Origin of the sequence: Rasiella sp. SM2506 (assembly GCF_050859505.1) — a bacterium.
Taxonomy (GTDB): domain Bacteria; phylum Bacteroidota; class Bacteroidia; order Flavobacteriales; family Flavobacteriaceae; genus Marinirhabdus.
Map to the genome: position 1 here is coordinate 1159014 of NZ_CP193934.1, position 19581 is coordinate 1178594.

A 19581-nucleotide genomic window follows, 5' to 3' on the forward strand; every position below is an offset into this window, starting at 1 on the left:
CAGATTATTTTGTAACTAAAAAGATATGGGACACTTTTATAAACATAGCTTTCTCATCATCTTCACTACCTTTTTAGCTTATTCTCCAAGTAGCTTCGGACAGGATAGTACGCTAGCCGGAACAAAATTAATAGACGCTTATCTCGTTGAAAATCAATTTAAAAAGGCCGATTCGGCTTTGCAGTCTCAGGTTTCAATATTTAAAAAAAAGAACCAATTAGATTCACTACATCAATATCCTTATTACGTTGGAAAAATTGAAAATGCGAAGGGTAACACAAAAACTGCAATCCCAAAAGCAGAAACATTTTTAGATGCGCTGCTTGCATCCCGTATCTCGCCGCGTTCCCATTATAAAGCACTTACGGGTATGTCTTTTTTGTACGAAGAACTTGGCGAAATCCAAAAATCGTTTGATGCTGCCATTGAGGCCAGAGATATTGTATTAAACATGAAAGATGCTACGTATGATGAAAAGGGAGAAGTGTATTACGGTGCAGGGTATTGTTACTACATCCAAGGAAATTTTGTGGAAGGCAATGTTCAAAATAAAAAAGCACTCGAAAATTTTTCTAATTCTAAAGAAAAAAATCACGTTAGACTTTCCGATGTAAATAATTTTATTGGCATCGTGATGTGGCGTTCCCAAAAACTGGACAGCGCCCATTATTATTTAGAAAAAGCAATTGACCATATTAACCAGACAAAAAAAGACTCCCTTTATAAATTATATGCAACCTCTGGCACAAAATTAAATCTTGCGCTCGTTACGGAAGCTCGCGGCAATATTACAGAAGCCATGCAAACCCTTGAACAATTGATTAAAGATTGTTCGTACTTAGTGAAAAATTCAAAAGATACGTATGTCATCAACCGCTCTCAAAGACTTCTGTTAACAGGGGTTTCAAATCTTAGCTCGCTTAACAACCATATTGGAAAAGTGAATCGCGCGCTAGAACTTTCACAGTACGTCTATAATAATAGGGATAAAATATATGCACCTAATGATCCCGAAATTGTTAGATCCCTTATTTTACTTGGACAATCTCAAGAGTCTATAAAGGAAATAGATAAGGCAATAAAATCCTTTGAAGAGGCTTTACAATTATACGAGAACAATCCTGCAGCAGATGTGTATTGGAGCGCAATAGCACATAGTAGTTTGGCAAGCTGCTATGCCTTAAAAGGCAAAACACAATTGGCTGAAACTACCTATGAAAAAGCCGAAAAGCTATATAAACAGGCTCTCGGCGATAACTTAGACGACACGTATTTAAGTTTTGCCAGAGATAAAGCCATGTTTTTGGCAAATACTAACAAAAAAGAAGAAGCTATTGCCACGGCTCTAAACGCTTTCCATTATTTAAAAGAAAACGGAGGTGAAAATAATATTGACCTTATTGTCCATTACTTAAATGTTGCAAAAGTGTATTACACGGTCAAGGAGTACACCAGATCATTGGAATGGAGTGAAGCAGGTCTTTTTTTTGTGGATAATTTTTCAAAAAACAAGGAAACAGAACTTGATGCCTTAAGTGCTACCTACCGTAAGCCGTTGTTGTTGTTGGAACACTCACGAGCGCTTTACGCACAAAATAACACAAAGGATTCTGTATTTCTAAAAAAAATGCTCCATGAGATGGGCGAGGCTTTTAAAGTTCTTGAAGGTCAAAAAGCATTGGTTTCACAGAGTGATAACGTAAATGCGCTGTACGCCAACTTTTCGGGTCTCTATGATTTTACGAAGCAATTGTATCTCGATTTGTACGCTGAAACCCACACTAAAAAATACCTCACAAAAGTTATTGAAACTCACGAAAAAAGCATGTATTACAACATCCGTTCTAAGTTGATGTTACAGGATAATATTAGTTTTGGGGAAGTTCCCAAAGCAATTATTAAAAGGGAGGGGAAATTAAAAAAGGCAGCAATTTTGGGAATGAGCCCAAAAGACTCTGCTGGCACCATTGAAGATTTTGTGGCTGCAAAGGACGAGTATGATAGCTTTTTGGATTCACTGAAAACAGCGTATCCAAAATACTATAAAATGAAATTCGCACCCTTGGACGCTTCGCTTCAAAACCTGCAAAAATTCATTCCCAAAAACACTACCGTACTTCGGTATTTATTTATAGACGGAGCTCTTTTTGGAATTGTTTTGGACAAAGAAAACAGTACTATCGTTCCGTTGAAATTTGAAAAAATTAAAGGAAAAATAGAACTATTAAACACTACTCAATTTTCAATAGAAGAAGAAAGCACGCTGCTTTATGAACTCTATCAACAACTTTGGGAGCCACTTATTTCCAAGATTCACAATAAAAAAGTAATTATTATCCCAGATAGCGAACTGTTCAACTTAAGTTTTGAAACCCTAACGCCCTCAAGAATAAAGAGCTATAAAGAGCTGGCCACTACTAGTTTGTTGGCAAAATATTCTATTTCGTATAACTTCAGCCTGTTGCTTTTAGATGAGGACAAAAAGCCTAGAATGTTTTCTGAAAATTTTGTGGCTTTTGCTCCTGGTTTTTCAACTAAAATGAAGACAGATTATAGCATTTCCGTTACAGATTCTATACATAACGATGGTGCCTATCTTACCTTACTACCACAGCCCAACAGTGTAGAATTAGCCGAAAATTATTCTAGGATTTTTAAAGGAAAGTCTTTTTTAAATGAAAATTCTACCAAGCAAATTTTTGAAGCCAATGCAGGCGAACATAAAATTATTCACATTGGTACACACGCCGAGAGTAATAATGTAAGCCCAGAATTTTCCCGCCTTATTTTTGCGAAAAAAAATTCAGGGAATGAAAGCTATGACGCCAATTCGCTGTATACGTATGAGATATACAATACCAATCTAAGTTCAAACTTGGCCATTTTAACTGCCTGCGAAACAGGAAAACCCACCTATCAACCCGGTGAGGGAATGATCTCTTTGGCACACGCGTTTAATTATGCAGGAAGCGAAAGTATCTTGACTAGTTTATGGCAAATAGATGAAGAAAGTAGCACGAAAATAATACAGTTTTTTTATGACAATCTTGCTGAGGGGTTGGATAAGGATGAAGCACTCCGGCAAGCAAAATTAGCCTATCTAGCCGCTGCCGAAGGAAGAACAGCAGCCCCACAATATTGGGCTGGACTTGTATTAATAGGCGATACCAGTCCTGTAGATTTACAAACGGGTAATTCTATTTGGTGGTGGGTTTTGGGAATAGGACTCATTATTCTTTTACTATATATGGTTTTTGTACTTCGTAAAAATAATTTGAAGCAGTACTTCGGAATCAATTTATTGTGATTCAAAACTAACTTCTTTTCTTCAATATTAATAGGTTTTCTGAAAAGCTGCCTTCTCAACTAAAAGAGCGCCCCATGTAGCTTTCATAATTCATCTTGTTTCTTTTTAATCCTGATTCTTTTTCATTAACACATAAACTATTTTAATTCTGGTGATGACATTTTTTAGGTGTTTCGATGTATGGATATAATCTAAAATTGAAACACATGAAAAACAGTATCTTCTTCTTTGTAGTAAGTTTTACCCTCATAGGTTTAAACATTTTTGCACAGGACTTTCAAGACAATTCTAGAATCACTGCCAGCGATGTATATGTGATGGAGTTTTTTACCCGCCCAGGAGAGTTCGGCACGATTCCACTTTCAGGTCCGTATTATCCAATCCCAAATGTAATTACCGGAAATGCATTTACGATGTTGGGAGGGGATTTTAATAATTCTGGAACGCTGTATACATTTGTGTATCAGGATCCAGAGTACTTATTAGGAACCGTAGACCTTTCTACGGGTGCTGTGAACTATGCAGCAGATGTGTCCGGAGTAGTGAGTACGCAACAGTTCTTGTCGCAACTGTCTTATAATGTGACCAATGATACTTTTTATGCAATAAGCCATGATCCCAATAATACGAACGGTTCTCAGCTATATTCCTTAAATATAAGTACAGGAGTATTAACTCCTGTGGGTCCTTTAAACATAATGCCTAATGCCATAGCATTCGAAATAGACAATAATGGTGTTGCTTATAGTGCAGATGCTGTAACGGGTAATTTTTATACCATAGACCTCAACACGGGTGTTGCCACAATGATTGGCAACTCTAACCCAAATGGTTTTTATCCGGTAGGTCAGGGTTTCTCAATAGACCACAGCAATAATACCATGTATGCGGTTTTACAAAATAGTGATGGCGTCATACGCAGCCGTTTTTATACAGTAAACTTAACCAACGGCGCACTTACAGACCTTGGTGATGGTAGTTCCAGAAAATATAGCCTCTTTGCATTAGCTTCCGAAACACTTGGTGTTACCAGCAATAATTTATTTGAAACCAGTATATACCCCAACCCAACCAACGGAAACTTTACTATAGATTTAGGGAAAGAGTATACGGATGTAACGATACAGATTTCAAATTTACTAGGGCAGACAATTTCTTCTTCAACATATGCTTCTACAAAAATAATCGATCAAGAGATTGCTGCTTCTGCAGGGATGTATTTTGTAAATGTGAGTACTGCTGAAGGAAATTCAAAAACATTAAAAATTGTAAAGAAGTAAATAATGGGATTTTATAATCAAGTTGTCAAAATACTATGGATTCTAGCATTAGCTTTTGTTTCCTGTGTAGACGGTGAAAAAAACAGCAATAGCACCCTAAATGAAGAAGGGAGTCAAACAATAGCTGCCATGGATAAAAAAGACGTACAAATTGAAACAATACCACAGCTCAAGTATTTCTACAATACCGATAAAAGAAACGGAATGGCCACCGAGCGTATTCCGTTTCCAGCGAATTGGGAACAACACAATTCTGGTGAATTTGCTTTTACGGGTCCCAATGGTATTAAAGTATATGGCGAAGGAGGGCAGTATTATTCGTATTCGAACGACCCTTTGATGATGGAGCTGTATCAAAGAACGGGTGTACACGTAAAATACCCAATGAATATGGAGGAAACCATTAATGAAGTTTTGATGCCTATAGCGAAAAAGCTAAACCGAAAGATGGTAAAAAAATATCCTATTCCACAGTTGTTGGAAGGGTATAAAAATTTTTCTGGAATGATTTTCAAAGTAGCACAAAATCCCACACAATTTAACGCTACTGCAATAGAATGGGTAGACCCAGATGGTACGCGTTGGGTAACGGTCTTTTTTTATCAATTAGAACAGGGTAAAAACGATGTGCTTTGGGGCTTTCAGGCAGGTGCCGTTGGTGCTCCTAGCGCCTATTTTGAACAAGCAAAACAAGACTATTTAAATGGAATGCTTAACAAACAAATAAACCCACAATGGATTAACACCATGAACCAGCAAACGGCATATACCATTCAAAAAAGCGAAGAAGCCCACGCAAAACGTCAAGCGGAATTTAAAAGAGGAATGGCTGAAAGGCAAAAACAATGGGAAGCAAATCAAGATGCCATATCGCGACGCAATGAAATGGTTTCGGATGTTATTCTTGGGAAAGTAAATATTATAGATCCGGATTCTGGCGTAAAAACCAAGATAGACCATAATAACAACCGGTACTGGGTAAACTCACAAAATAAATATATAGGTACCAATAACTCCTACGATGATCCCAACAAAAATTACTACTTAAATGGGGAAACCTGGAGAGAATTTAAGATTGATGATTACAAACACTAAGACACCTCTTGTTGTTGCTTAACAGATTTGATAAGCTATACATTTCAGCAAGAGGATGAGGTCACATAATTTTTTCAACGCATTACAATAAACCATAAATTTCAATTAAGATGAAAAAAAATACTTTTCTAGTTGCATTTTTCGGCTTCATTTTCAGCCTAAGTGCCCAGGATCCCGCCATACAATGGCAAAATACTATTGGGGGCAGCGATACAGATTTTAGTACTGCTTTTGAGGCAACCACAGACGGCGGCTACATTATAGGGGGCTACTCCACTTCCAACACTTCTGGAGACAAAACGGAAGATAGCCATGGAGCTACTGATCTTTGGATTGTAAAAATTGACGAAACAGGCAATATTACATGGCAAAACACGATTGGTGGCAGTGGAGACGACTTCCTTATTTCCTTAAAACAAACTGCAGATGGTGGCTATATTGTTGGCGCAGGATCCGACTCTAATATTTCAGGCGACAAAACCGAAAATTCTCGTGGAGGACTGGATTATTGGATTTTAAAGCTAAACAGCACCGGAGCCATTATGTGGCAGAAAACCTATGGCGGAAACATGCCAGAATTTGATACCTATATTGTGGAAACAACCGATGGAGGCTATTTTGTAGGAGGATATTCAGATAGTGATGTAAATGGCGATAAAACCGATCCTACAAATGGCCAGCGCGATTATTGGGCATTAAAACTTGACAGTACAGGTGTCATTGTTTGGCAAAACAGTATTGGAGGAAGCCTTGTGGACAGACCCCAGGCAGCTTTCGAAACGGCAGATGGCGGGTATATCATTGGCGGATTTTCAACATCGCCAGCTTCTGGGGATAAATCTGAAAATTCACATGGCGAAAATGATTACTGGATTGTAAAATTAGACGCCACAGGAGCTATTGAATGGGAAAATACTATTGGAGGCAGTGAAAGTGATACATTTCGGGATATGATTCAAACGGCAGAGGGTGGTTATTTGGTGGGGGGCTATTCAAAATCTAATATTTCAGGAGATAAGGATGAAGATTCCCAAGGCGATTTTGACTATTGGATTGTAAAGCTGGACAGCGCAGGAAATATCTCTTGGCAAAATACCATTGGCGGTAGCGGAATAGATTATCCGCGGGATGTAAAACAATTAGCAGATGGTAGCTACATGATTGCTGGTTGGTCTAACTCTAATGCCACGGGCGATAAAACCGAAGATTCTAACGGAGGCTATGATTTCTGGTTGGTAAAATTAAATACAACAGGAGATCTTGTGAGCCAGAACAGTATAGGAGGCGCCGGAGATGAATCTGGCACCTACATTATCCCTACAGCAGATGGAGGTTTTGTAATGAATTGTTCTTCAGATTCAAATATATCCGGAGATAAAGGTGATGATAATGAAGGGTTAGATGATTACTGGGTTTTTAAAACAACCGACGCTATTCTTGGTTCTTCAACCTACAACTTATCTTCGAAATTAGTAGCCTACCCCAATCCAACCCATGGAAGTTTTACCATTAATCTAGACGAAAGCGATGCTGAAATGACCGTAACCATCACAAACATGCTAGGGCAAGTTGTCGCTACACACCTATTTAAAAATGCTCAAACCCTAATGGTAACATTGCCAAATTCCAGAGGAATGTATTTGGTGCATCTTGAAAATACAAATGGAGAAACGGCTATTTTAAAAATGATAAAAAACTAATAGGATCATTTAAAACCTAGTTTTATGAGGTGGTTCGAAATCGGTCCTGAATAAGAAGTCCAGCTGGAAAGCTGGGCTTTTTTGAAGAATTTACAACGTAATCCGTAATAAAGCATTGGGCGTTACTCCCAATGAATTTTGTGTATTTTCTACTACGTTGCCTTCCGTATTTATTCTGAAAAAAGTGCTGATGGTGTTTGTTTGGTCAAGAAGATTCCAGACCGAAACTCCTGCTTCAATGGAAGCATTATCAATTTTGAACTGATATAATGCCGATGTGTCTACTCGAAGATACTCTTCAAACCTTTCGCTATTGGGAGACGCATAATTAATAGCGCCGTTTAAGATTTCATCGTCTTCCACAGGGCTTGTAGTGGGATTACCAGAGCGCCAATTTAACCCCGCAGTTAGTTTTAAAGTACGGTACACATAGGTTGTTCCAAAGGTCACGCTATGTGGGATATTATAATTACTGGGAAAAGGATTGGCAGACAAATTTTCGAAAGTATACTCGTTGTTCATAAATGAATAACTTAACCAAAAAGAAATATCCTTCAGTCTTTTTCGAAGTAACATATCTGCTCCTAAAACCGTATAGCTGCCGTTGGTTTTTATAAATTCAAATTGATTCTGAAACCCTTGTTCTTGCGTAGTTATGCCGTCTACATATTTATAATACCCATCGATACTAAACAGCCAGCCTTTTTTACTGTAATTGAACCCCAAGGAAGCTTGCTTGCTCCTTAAAATAGGGATGGTGGTATTGTTAGACAATTGCCAGCGCCTTTTTTCAATCCCCAAAAAGTCATTCTGAAAGTTAACTATCTGAGAGGTTATTTGGTGCTTAAATTCCCCCGCAACTTCCATACTAAAATGTTCCAAAAATTTCTGCGTAAACAGAAGTCTGGGTTCAAAAATAGATTCCTTGAACTTATCTAAATAATTATACCGAAACCCGGCAATGAGCGTACTATTTTTATTGTTTGATTGTACCGTGTATTGTCCAAAACCACTTTGGGTTCTTACAACTTCAGCAATTAGGGTTCTTACTAATGGTACGTCTACATCGTCTAAGTTGGTAACTTTAGTTTCAATAAACTCGTAGCCAAAGGTAAGTGCTTGTGTTTCTTGCAATGCAATGGTGGCTGAAGTTTTAAAACCCGTTTCCGAAACGCTGTTCTCTTGCAAAAAACGTTGTTCGTCTAGAATGTTTGCATTTATCGCGCGTAAGTTATAATCAGATTCGTACACTTGGAAGGATGTACTAAGGTTTTCATTCCATTTACGTTGCCAAAGTAAACCAGCTCCCAAACTGTTTTGAGATACACTGCTTTCTCGAGACGTAGGATTTTCATTTATAATTGCGTTCTCATTAAAGGCAAGAATATTGTCTATGTACAAAAAATTAACGCGCAGTTTGTCACGCTCGCTTATTTCGTATAACCACCGAAGCGAAACATCATAAAAATCGAAAGATCTATCTGTATTGTTCACATTTCCTATGTTGTTTTCTACTTCGGTGTCCTGAGAAATACGAGTAAAATAAGCATCGTAGGTTGGTGTTATTACGAGGTCGCTCAAAGATTTTCTTCCACCCAGCTGTAGCGAGGATGTTTTGCCCAACGGAATATCGAAAAACACATTAGCATCCACAAGGTTTGCACCCAAACTTCCTGTAAACTTTTTATTTATTTGATCTTCAGTTTCCATGGCAATACTGCCAGAAACTCCGTCTGTAAATAAAGCGCTTGTTCCGTTTTTTTGAACCGTAACTCTTTGGGTAATCTGAGGATTAAAGGCAGAAATGAGCCCGAAAAAATGCCCTGTCTGATACATTTTTATATCGTCCCAAAGTACCAGGTTTTGATCGTTAGTTCCGCCACGTATATTAATGTTGGACACGGTTTCATTGGTGCTTTGAATGCCAGGAAGCGCTTGTACCGTTTGTAGTACATCAGTTTCTATAAGACCGGGAAGCGCGGTAAAATCGTCAAAATCTACTTGAAGGGCGCCATTACTCATTTTGCTAATTCCTTGCACTAAATAAGAGGTGAGTAACACGGCATTTAGTTGGTCTCGTTGAGACGAAATAAATAAGGTTCTACAATTGTTTGAAACAAAAGCAGCAGCAGCTATGGAAGATGGTTTATATCCTAAATGCCTTATCGTAAGGGTTTCTTTTTTTATCGAAACTTTAATACTGAAATAGCCGTTCTCATCGGTTATCGTAGAATTTTTTGTGCTTTGTATGGTCACAAAAGGGATAGTTTCTTGTGTTTCAGAATCTTTGATGTAACCACAAATAGTTGCGTTCTCTTCAGTAGAAATTGAAACAAGCTTATTGCTTAATAATGTAAAGGTTAGTGAGGTCTGTTGTTGTAAGGAAGCTATTGTTTCTGCAAAAGAAAGAGATGCATTTATGGGTTTTACAGTATAATCTTCAATAGTTTCTTCAGCATAATTAAAGGTATAGCCATGTTGTGTTTCTAATTCTGAAAGGGCCTGTTTTAATAGAATAGTCTTCTCCTGAGCAAAACAGAATCCGCTCCATAAAATTAAAATAACAAACAATATGTATGTGCTCGTTTCTTTCACTAGTCTTGTAGTATCACATGAGTTGTACCTTCCATTTTGTAGGTTAATCCAAGTGGGGCGGTAATTGCCTGTAGCGCATTTTTGAGGTCGTCGTGTACAAAAGCACCTGTAAAAAACTGGGTTTGTTTGTTGCCTTTGTAGGTAATGGAAATAGCATATTGGCGTTCCAATTCGTCTAAGACCTGATGAAATCTAACCGATTTAAAACTACTCATATTCGCGATCCATTGTGGAGCAACGTCGCTCGTAGCACCATTAAACTGAACGCCTGCATCCATCCTAAACGTATCTCCCGCTACTAATTTTTTTACGGTGTTGCTAGTAGTTACCTGCACAATTCCTTCATAACAAATAACTTCAAAATACGTGTCCCGCTGTTTTACATTGAACTGTGTTCCCAGAACCGAAACCGTACCTTCAGCAGTTTTTACATTGAATTTTTTTCCTTTGGCCACTTTAAAAAAAGCTTCCCCTTGTAACTGAAGCTCACGGGTATCCTTCCAGTTTTTTTTATTGTAACTAATTTCTGAATCAGCATTTAAAATAACCGTAGAGGTGTCTGGTAGAGAAATAGTTGTATTTTCTGCAGCTAGAGTTTGGATTTGTGTTAGTTGGTTGTAGAAAAAACCATAATACACTGCAAAACCAAGCACCAAAACGCTGGCAATTTGTAACAGTGTTCGTTTCCAAGACAATTTTTTAACGGGAGTTTGCGCTGCAGAAAGTCGTTCCTGTAAGCTTTCAAAAGATGCAGGTGCTGAGAAATGAGAAGCTTTAAAAAGCCGGGCATTGTCCACAATAGTTTTGTTGAAGGCAGCGTCTTCCAGTTGATCGAAAGCGCTTTGCTCTTCCTCGGTTAACGCATCGTTCAACCATTTTTTTAGTAAGTAGTCTTTTTCCATACCTGTAGTATTACCTATAGAACACCTGAATTGTAAAAACTCCTGAGTATTATATTTTAAAATTTTTCAATTCGCCTTTTAAGGAATCAAAAGCACTGTAAATCCGGTATTCAACTACTTTTTGTGTGACTCCTAAAAGTTCGGCAATTTCTTTATGTTTTTTGCCTTCAATCTTACTTAGACTGAAAGCAATGCGCTGGTCTTCGCTTAAATTACTGAGTGCCGTTTGATACTGTTGTAAGAATTCTTCCTGCTGCAGTATAAATTCTGGTGTTTCATTAGTATAATGCCTGGGTTGTATTTTTTGATACTTCAAAACAACTTTTTGATGCTTTAGTTCGTTTAATACTTTATTAGTGGCCACTGTAAAAAGAAAGGATTTGGCTTTGGAAGGGGTTACATTTTTGCAAGCTTCCCAAAGACTTATAAAAGCTTCTTGCATCATGTCATTGGCTTGCGCACCTAATCCATATTTATAAAACAGGAAATTGTGCAAACTTGTTGCGTATTGCGTATAGAGTTTTGAAAAGACAGATTTTTCGCAAACGTTGCTGTGGAGGTCTTTTTGCATTAGTTGAGGTTATTTATGTCAAAGCTACAAAGAAAAAAATTTACTTTTTTTCGGGAGATTTTTAATCTGGGTTGTTTTATTAGCAAAGAACCCATAATAAGAAAACTATGAAAACAATTAAAAACAACTTTGTGCTAGTTTTATTACTTTCACTCACCTTATTTTCTTGCCGAAAGGAAGAAATGGAAATTATTAAACCACCCCAGGAGGAAGTGCTAGCCAACTCGGTTGCCGATCTTTTGCTGCGAACTGCAACTAATGACGGCTCTTATGACAACATTCTAGATGGCGCAAGCTGTTTTAATATTAAATTACCTGTAACTGTTATTGCAAACGGATTTGAAGTGGTGATTGAAACCGAAAATGATATCGATATTGTTGAAGACATTTTTGACGAATTTGATAATGATACGGACACGTTGGAAATTATCTTTCCAATTACCATAGTTTTACAGGATTTTTCGGAAGTAAGTATTACAAATCAAGCCGAATTAAATCTAGCAGCTCTTAATTGCTCTGGAGAGAATGAAAGTGATGACGATATTGAATGTATCGATATACAATACCCCATTACCGCTTCTATCTTTAACCAAAGTAACGAACTTATTGAAACTATTGTAATTACTAGTGACCAGGAATTATATGCCTTCCTGCAAAATATAGATCCTGATACAATCGTAACGTTCGATTTCCCTATTACTGTGATTCTTTTTGATGGAACTACGATACAAGTAAATAATTTCTTGGAATTAGCAACGGTGATAAATGATGCAGCAGATTCTTGTGATGAAGATGATAATAATGATCCCAACGACGACGATTGTGACAATTGCACCACACAGCAAGTAACCGACGTGCTTACGGGCTGTACAGACTGGATGGTAGATAAACTGGAGCGTAATGACGAAGATTTGGAAGATATTTATGTTGGATATACTTTTAATTTTGATACAGCAGGCAACCTGGTAGTCGCTACCAGTGGAAATACCTTTAATGGAACGTGGTCTGCAACAGGAACCGGGAATAATATAGATGTGGTGATAAATGTACCAGGACTTCCGGATGTGAACGATACCTGGAACTTACACGAAATAGAACAACAACCAGGCGAAAGTAAAGTAGATTTAAGATTGGGTGACGACCGCCTGCGTTTTGAAAGCGACTGTACCGGTAGCGGTGGAGGCGGCGGCGGTGTTGACGACACAACCTTGGTTAATGCGCTCACGATGGGAGATTGGTATATAACCTACTTTTTTGATGATGTAGATGAAACAACAGATTTTGCCGAGTATGTTTTTACTTTTGCAAGTAACAATACGGCTACAGCAACTGCGCCTAGTGGAACAACAAGTGGTACCTGGTCAACCTCTTCCGGAGATCAAACACCATTGGAACTCAATTTAAACTTTGGTCAAATAGATCCTTTAGACGAATTAGCAGAAGACTGGGATGTGCTGGAAGTTACCAATGACATTATTCGCTTAAAAGATGTAAGCGGTGGCGATGGCTCTATAGATTTTTTAACCTTTGAAAGAAATCCCGTTGGCGGCGGTGGCGGTGGCGGCGGCACAACCCTGCAAACCATTCTGCCAGATGGTATTTGGTTTGTAGCAAGCTACACAGACGATGGTGATAACGAAACAGGAGACTACGCAGGATACACTATAGATTGGAATAGCGCTGGTACCGTAGTAGCCACTAATGGAGGCAGTACAAATACTGGAACGTGGCAAGTATTAAGCGGTGGTAACAAATTGTTACTCAATTTTAGCGGTGTGCCTTTTGATGAATTTAATGACGATTGGGATGTGCTTATGGTCTCTGATACTCGTGTAGAATTACAAGACGTAAGCGGGGGCAATGGAGGTACCGATGTCCTGATTTTTGAAAAACAATAATTAAATTTTTGGTTGGTTAGTTAGGCCAGTCTCAAAACGTAGTGTTTTTATGTAAATCCTTGCAGAGACTCAATATCCCCCATATATTGATGAGCGGGTGACTATGAAAAAGTAAATTGCCATAACACTATATCTTGAGGCTGGTTGCCACCAAAAAAGCGATACTACATATTAATTAAAAATAGAAAAATAAATGAAAAAAGTAAAAAAAATAGCAGCCGTAGTAATACTGGCTTTAGTATCATTAACAGTTGCCTGTTCAAAAGACGACTCCAATGACAATCCCGAGGATAATGGAAATAGTGCAGACCAAGTGCGGGAAATAGCCACAAATGGCACTTGGCGCATTAGCTACTTTTTTGATACAGACCAAGACGAAACATCAGATTTTACTGGCTATATCTTTACTTTTGGTGAAGATGGAAAACTTACGGCAACTAAAGGTTCTACAACGATAACGGGTGATTGGTCTGTTCTAGATGACAGTAGTAATTCTTCTAGTGATGACGATGGAAACTCAAGTGACGACGACGATTTCAATATCTTTTTCCCAGTTTCGGAAAGCAGTGATTTTGAAGATTTGAATGACGATTGGGATATCGTCTCCGTAACTGCAAACAAAATTGAATTAACCGATGTAAGTGGTGGAAATGGAGGAACAGACTTCCTAACTTTTGAAAAACAATAACCTACTTAGTTTGCATGGTTCCAAACTTAAAAGCTTCAGTTTTATGCTGAAGCTTTTTTTATGACAAAATTTTATAGAGTTACGCTTTATTTTTCATTTGGCTGGCTACAGCTTGAACCTCGTCCAATACCCGAAGCAAATTTCCACTCCATAGTTGGGCTATTTGTGCTTCTGTATATCCCCGACGCACTAATTCCAACGTTACGTTAAATGTTTCGGAAGCATCATCCCATCCTTCAATACCGCCACCACCATCAAAATCACTACTAATTCCTACGTGGTCAATGCCTATTTTTTCAACCAAATAATCGATATGATCCACATAATCTGAAACATTTACTGCAGGGGGCAAGCCTTTCATATCTTTCATTTTATCCTTTCGGATAGGTAACATTTTCATATAGTTATCAAAATAACTTTCACGAGCCTCGTTATCCAGTGTTCCAAAATCTTTTCGATCTACCCATTGCACGCCCAGGGAATCCATGATTTCTTTTCCAACGGTTTCTTCGTACTTGGATCGTGCTTCGTCTTTTTCTGTATTTAGGTAGGAAGCAAGGGCAACGGTCTGGATTACCCCGCCATTTTCTTTCATCCACTGCAATTGCTCGTCATCTAAATTTCTGCTATGGTTACACAAAGCTCTGGCAGAACTATGCGATGCAATAAGGGGTGCCTGGCTTAATTCAATCATTTGTTTCATCGCTTCTTTGGAAGGATGGGAAACATCAATCATCATCCCAACGCGGTTCATTTCAACAATCACTTCTTTTCCTAGGTCGCTCAAGCCATTATGGAGCCACACATTATCTTCTTCACCAGTATTACTATCGCTCAATTGACTATGCCCATTATGAGATAGTGACATATAACGTCCGCCCAGATTGTAGAATTTTTCCACATTCCCAAGGTCCATGCCAATTGGGTAGCCGTTTTCGATACCAATCATAGCCACCTTTTTTCCTTTGCTATGAATAGCCCTCACTTCATCTGAAGTAGTAGCCAATGCTATGGCTTCTGGAGCAATTTCTTCGGTTAATTTATGGATGGCTTCAAATTTTGAGATGGCATTTTCATAGGCTTTCGCATAGCCTTCAGCACTAAGGGTATCCTGACCTGTATATACAATAAACCAAGCAACATCCAACCCGCCTTGTTTCATCTTAGGGAGCGTTACCTGTGTTTCCAGCTCTTGGGTATAGTTAATACTATCGGTAAAATTGGAAACATTAATATCGCAATGGGTATCGAGGGTAATAACCCGTTGGTGTATCTCTTTCGCTTTCGCTACAAGTTGTGCTTCGGTCATGGGTTCTTCTTTGGTTTCCTTTGTTTTATTGTCACAGGAAACAGCTACAATACATGTGAATACAAGAAGTGATACGGTAAAAAAGGACAGGGTGTTTTTCATAAAATGGTTGTTTAGTTTTTAATGAATTTTTTGGTCAAGGTGCTTCCGGAACTGCGTATTTTAATAAAGTACAAACCAGACGGAAAACTGGAAATATCTACTGCATTTGAGAGATCGGTTTCTGCCCTAATAAATTTTCCACTTACTGAATAAATTTCAACCTTTTCCAAAGGCAGGTTTGCCTCGATAAAAATTTCATTACCAGCAGGATTAGGAAACAAGCGTACGCTACCAATTTCATTCTCCGCAACTCCTAAATTAATTGGATTCTCTCCATAGATTGCATAGTCGTTGTTGGCATTTTGCAAGTAAAAAATGGTTTCGTCTCCAGGTTCCACTAACAAATAATTAAATGTTTCTGGAAGGTTTCCAAAGAGGAAATCTGTATACAATGCTTCAAAATCTGTTTGTGTCTCATTCGCACATGGATCTGATGCTAGATTGTTTTGGGTTATGGTAACTTCTCTAACGTTGCTTACAAAGGTATTTTCTCCCGTAAAATTATTGCAACCTGATTGACCCGAAAAAGTAGCTGTGGCAGGATCAAAGGTTTGTTCAAAAACTATGGATGGAGAAAAAGAATCTTGTTCACCAGGCACATTAAAATCGCTTCCTCCTAAAATAAGTTTTTGCAAATACCATCTTTTAAAAACATACTGACGTAGTAATTCACTATGGTATATTGCTTCATTACCAGTAGCATCAGTAATGGTTAGTTTTTTAATCGTATTGCCAAGATCTTCAATCTCATACATAAAGTCTCCCACATTTTGATTGTAAAAGTCAAAATAAACACCTTGAATATCTTGATTATTGTTTTCAAAGCAACCTCCTAAGGTTTGAGATACCATGGTTAAAGCGAATTGGTTTACGCCAATAAATGAAATATCACCAGAAAGCAGGTCACAAACAGAAGTTCGAAAATTTTCTACTCCCGAAAGCGCTATTTCTAGGGTTACAAGCTCCACTTCAGAGTCTGACGGAGGAATAAAACTTGTTCCATCCATAATAAGTTCGGTAAGTTGCCAATCACCAACTAAGTCTGGATCTTGAGCTGAAATACTACTAGAGAAAAGAATTGAAAAGAGTACAATTAATTTTGGTATCATATTGCTGTGTCATATAGATTTCTTTTAAATTTACAAAAAAATAACTGAATGTCAGATTTTTGGCTCTATGTGAGATTGGGCTTAGAACACGTCCTGGATTGGAACGCCTACGACCATACGCTATTTATAATTGCACTTTGTGCTACGTATACGCTTAAAACTTGGCGCAACCTGCTTTTGGCAGTTACCTTTTTTACGTTGGGTCATAGCGTGAGTTTAGCCTTCGCTAGCTACGAAATATTTTCATTGGCGAGCGATTGGATTGAGTTTTTAATACCCGTCACTATTTTGGCGACGGCAGTTGTTTCTATTGTGAATGCGTATAGAAAGAAAATGGCAGCGACTGGGATTTTATTTACCATCCTTACTTTTTTCTTCGGAATGATACACGGGTTCGGTTTTGCGGGCTATTTTAAGATGATCAACGATGGAAACATCTTTACACACTTGCTGGAGTTTGCTCTGGGAATTGAAATTGCTCAAATAGTTATTGCTTCTACAATAGTAGTATTGGGATATATAGTTCAGGAAATTTTTAAACTGAAAAAATTGTATTGGGTGGTGACGCTTTCAGTATTAGTTATGATACTCGCCATGCCAATGCTGCTGGAAAATGGGATTTTTTAACCCTTCCATGTAATTTTCGGTAATATTTAACAACCAATCTTTTATCACCTTATAACTTCCCGCTACTTTAGCTAAGAATCTAATTTTATGAAGGAAAGCAAGCAAAATCAATACGACATCGCTTATTTACGCATGGCATACGAGTGGAGCAAACTCTCTTATTGTAAACGAAGACAAGTTGGCGCACTTATTGTAAAAGATAAAATGATTATAAGTGATGGCTACAACGGTACTCCCAGCGGATTTGAAAACTTTTGTGAAGATGAAGAAGGATATACCAAGTGGTATGTGTTACACGCAGAAGCCAATGCAATTTTAAAAGTGGCTTCCTCAACACAATCTTGTAACGGAGCAACGTTGTACATCACTATGTCACCTTGCCAACAATGTAGCAAATTAATACATCAAGCTGGAATTAAAAGACTTGTGTATCATCACGAATATAAAGACAACTCTGGCGTGAAATTTTTAAAGAAAGCTGGCGTTACAATAACACATATTGCCGAATTGAATTTATAATATGCGCTTTAACAAAAATTACCTTCCCTTGCTTTTTGGGGTCGCTCTCGCGGCGGGTGTTTTTATAGGCTCAAAACTCAATTTTGAAGATACTACCGAAAAAATTTTTGCCACCAACAGCAAAAAAGATAAGCTGAACCGTCTTATAGATTATATAGATTACGAATATGTAGACCAGGTAAATACAGATAGCATTGTAGATGTTACCGTAAACGGAATTTTAGAAAACCTGGATCCACACTCCGTCTATATACCAGTAGATGCCTATGAGAAAAATGCCGAAGATATGCGCGGTAATTTCGTGGGAATTGGGATTAGTTTTTATCCCTATCACGACAGTATTGCGGTAATTAGAGCCTTAGATGGTGGTCCAGCTGCACGAGCAGGCATTCGTGGGGGGGATCGCATTTTATATGCAGATGGCAAACCATTGTTTGGCCCAGACTTTAATAGAGATAGTATTTCCGTATACCTTAAGGGTGAAAAAAATTCCAGGGTTACATTAAAGGTATTTCGAAAAGGAGAAAAAGACCTGCTCACCTTTAAAGTAAAGCGGAATGATGTCCCATTGGTTAGTGTCGATGCTTCCTATAGATTAACCGATAAGATAGGCTATATTAAAGTAAACAGATTTGCTGAAACTACCAGTGAAGAATTTGACAATGCACTAGAAGGACTTACAGATAAAGGTATTTCAAGATTAGTTTTAGATTTACGAGATAACCCAGGTGGCTACATCTATACAGCCGAAGAAATCCTAGACCAGTTTTTAGGGAAAGATAAACTTCTGCTCATTACCAGAAATAAAAAGGGTGAAGAAACTAAGAGTTACGCCACTCGTAGAGGTGATTTTGAAAATGGAAAAATATACGTTCTTATTAACGAAAACTCAGCTTCTGCCAGCGAAATTGTAGCTGGAGCATTACAAGACAACGATAAAGGAACCATTATAGGCCGCCGTTCCTTTGGGAAAGGATTGGTGCAACGGGAAATGGCGCTTGGCGACGGAAGTGCCGTGCGACTTACTATAGCTCGCTATTACACGCCAACCGGGCGTTCTATACAAAAGCCTTACGGAAATGGGAACGACGCCTATTACAAAGATTATGAAAAACGCTACCGTAATGGTGAGCTTTTAACAGCCGATAGTATTCACGTGGCAGATTCGTTACGATATGTGACTCCAAAAGGAAAAGTTGTCTACGGTGGCGGCGGAATTATTCCAGATGTATTTGTGCCGAAGGATACGAGTATTGCCAACGAAACACTTCAATTTGTTTCAAGAAGTGGCTATATGGGGTATTTCGTCTTTGAATATTTGGAAAAAAACCGAAAACTTTTTAAAAACATATCTTTTGAAGAATTTAATAGAAGTTATGAGGTAGACACTCCACTTTCGCAAGAATTTATTGAGTATGCCCGTCTCAACGAAGCAAGAATAGACTTAAGCGAGTATTCTGAAGATCTTAAAAAAGCGATAAAAGCTAACATTGCGCAGCAATTGTACGGCCCCAATGCCTTCGAAATTATTTTGAATGACGGTGACCCAATGTTACAAAAAGTCTTAGAATTGGAAGGGGTGCTCACCCCAAAGGAAGAAACCGAAAATTAGTATCGTTTGCTATTCTTTTTAATGGCTAAAGAAGTCTGCAAAATCCATAGTAATAAAATTGCACAACCAGCTGCCAAAACGCAAATCACCGCCACAGTACTATCCCCCACAAACGGAGCTTTATAATCTACTTTTGTAGCATTGTAAATAAGCAATCCGGCAGCGAACGCCATTAATATGTAAATGAATATTTTCATAGTTTATTTTAATTTTATAAACTCAGAATTACTAAATAAGCTTTATTCAGGTTTCTGAGTAATCCCTATA

15 protein-coding genes are annotated in these 19581 nt (G+C 38.1%); 9 read left to right on the plus strand and 6 right to left on the minus strand.

Annotated elements, in window-relative coordinates:
• Positions 1-25: 25 nt before the first annotated feature.
• From ACQ2HF_RS05405 to ACQ2HF_RS05420, 4 genes are all read left to right on the plus strand, one after another.
• Positions 26-3307, plus strand: coding sequence for a CHAT domain-containing protein (locus ACQ2HF_RS05405; protein ID WP_432412505.1), 3282 nt, complete (start codon positions 26-28; stop codon positions 3305-3307).
• Positions 3308-3513: 206 nt separating this feature from the next.
• Positions 3514-4587 (plus strand): T9SS type A sorting domain-containing protein, encoded by a 1074-nt coding sequence (locus ACQ2HF_RS05410; protein WP_432412506.1) that lies wholly within the window; start codon positions 3514-3516, stop codon positions 4585-4587.
• 3 nt (positions 4588-4590) lie between these two features.
• A complete protein-coding gene (locus tag ACQ2HF_RS05415) occupies positions 4591-5682 on the plus strand; it encodes a hypothetical protein (protein WP_432412507.1) in 1092 nt (363 codons plus the stop codon).
• A gap of 110 nt (positions 5683-5792) precedes the next feature.
• Positions 5793-7382, plus strand: coding sequence for a T9SS type A sorting domain-containing protein (locus ACQ2HF_RS05420; protein WP_432412508.1), 1590 nt, complete (start codon positions 5793-5795; stop codon positions 7380-7382).
• 90 nt (positions 7383-7472) lie between these two features.
• Here ACQ2HF_RS05420 and ACQ2HF_RS05425 read toward each other — a convergent pair whose 3' ends face one another.
• Genes ACQ2HF_RS05425 through ACQ2HF_RS05435 form a run of 3 tightly spaced genes read right to left on the minus strand, consistent with a single transcriptional unit; the run spans position 7473 to position 11450 of the window.
• On the minus strand, positions 7473-9977 hold the full coding sequence (locus ACQ2HF_RS05425) for a TonB-dependent receptor (protein ID WP_432412509.1): 2505 nt from the start codon (positions 9975-9977) through the stop codon (positions 7473-7475).
• Positions 9977-10879 (minus strand): FecR family protein, encoded by a 903-nt coding sequence (locus ACQ2HF_RS05430; RefSeq protein ID WP_432412510.1) that lies wholly within the window; start codon positions 10877-10879, stop codon positions 9977-9979. The genes ACQ2HF_RS05425 and ACQ2HF_RS05430 overlap by 1 nt, the downstream gene beginning before the upstream one ends.
• 49 nt (positions 10880-10928) lie before the next feature.
• Positions 10929-11450, minus strand: coding sequence for an RNA polymerase sigma factor (locus ACQ2HF_RS05435; protein WP_432412511.1), 522 nt, complete (start codon positions 11448-11450; stop codon positions 10929-10931).
• A gap of 107 nt (positions 11451-11557) precedes the next feature.
• Here ACQ2HF_RS05435 and ACQ2HF_RS05440 point away from each other — a divergent pair, with 107 nt between their 5' ends.
• Both ACQ2HF_RS05440 and ACQ2HF_RS05445 read left to right on the plus strand, forming a co-directional pair.
• The gene (locus ACQ2HF_RS05440) at positions 11558-13348 is read left to right on the plus strand and encodes a hypothetical protein (RefSeq protein ID WP_432412512.1); all 1791 of its coding nucleotides are present in this window, start codon (positions 11558-11560) and stop codon (positions 13346-13348) included.
• A gap of 193 nt (positions 13349-13541) precedes the next feature.
• Positions 13542-14036, plus strand: coding sequence for a hypothetical protein (locus ACQ2HF_RS05445; protein ID WP_432412513.1), 495 nt, complete (start codon positions 13542-13544; stop codon positions 14034-14036).
• A gap of 79 nt (positions 14037-14115) precedes the next feature.
• Here ACQ2HF_RS05445 and ACQ2HF_RS05450 read toward each other — a convergent pair whose 3' ends face one another.
• Positions 14116-15447, minus strand: a complete 1332-nt coding sequence (locus ACQ2HF_RS05450; protein ID WP_432412514.1) for a dipeptidase — start codon at positions 15445-15447, stop codon at positions 14116-14118.
• Between the two features lie 11 nt (positions 15448-15458).
• On the minus strand, positions 15459-16556 hold the full coding sequence (locus tag ACQ2HF_RS05455) for a T9SS type A sorting domain-containing protein (protein ID WP_432412515.1): 1098 nt from the start codon (positions 16554-16556) through the stop codon (positions 15459-15461).
• Between the two features lie 48 nt (positions 16557-16604).
• Between ACQ2HF_RS05455 and ACQ2HF_RS05460 the strand changes: the two genes are divergently transcribed.
• From ACQ2HF_RS05460 to ACQ2HF_RS05470, 3 genes are all read left to right on the plus strand, one after another.
• The gene (locus ACQ2HF_RS05460; protein ID WP_432412516.1) at positions 16605-17183 is read left to right on the plus strand and encodes a HupE/UreJ family protein; all 579 of its coding nucleotides are present in this window, start codon (positions 16605-16607) and stop codon (positions 17181-17183) included.
• Positions 17184-17270: 87 nt separating this feature from the next.
• Positions 17271-17702, plus strand: a complete 432-nt coding sequence (locus ACQ2HF_RS05465) for a deoxycytidylate deaminase (RefSeq protein WP_432412517.1) — start codon at positions 17271-17273, stop codon at positions 17700-17702.
• A 1-nt stretch (position 17703) separates the two neighbouring features.
• The gene (locus tag ACQ2HF_RS05470) at positions 17704-19314 is read left to right on the plus strand and encodes a S41 family peptidase (RefSeq protein ID WP_432412518.1); all 1611 of its coding nucleotides are present in this window, start codon (positions 17704-17706) and stop codon (positions 19312-19314) included.
• Here the strand turns inward: ACQ2HF_RS05470 and ACQ2HF_RS05475 are convergent.
• A complete protein-coding gene (locus ACQ2HF_RS05475) occupies positions 19311-19511 on the minus strand; it encodes a hypothetical protein (protein WP_432412519.1) in 201 nt (66 codons plus the stop codon). The genes ACQ2HF_RS05470 and ACQ2HF_RS05475 overlap by 4 nt on opposite strands.
• Positions 19512-19581 lie beyond the last annotated feature (70 nt).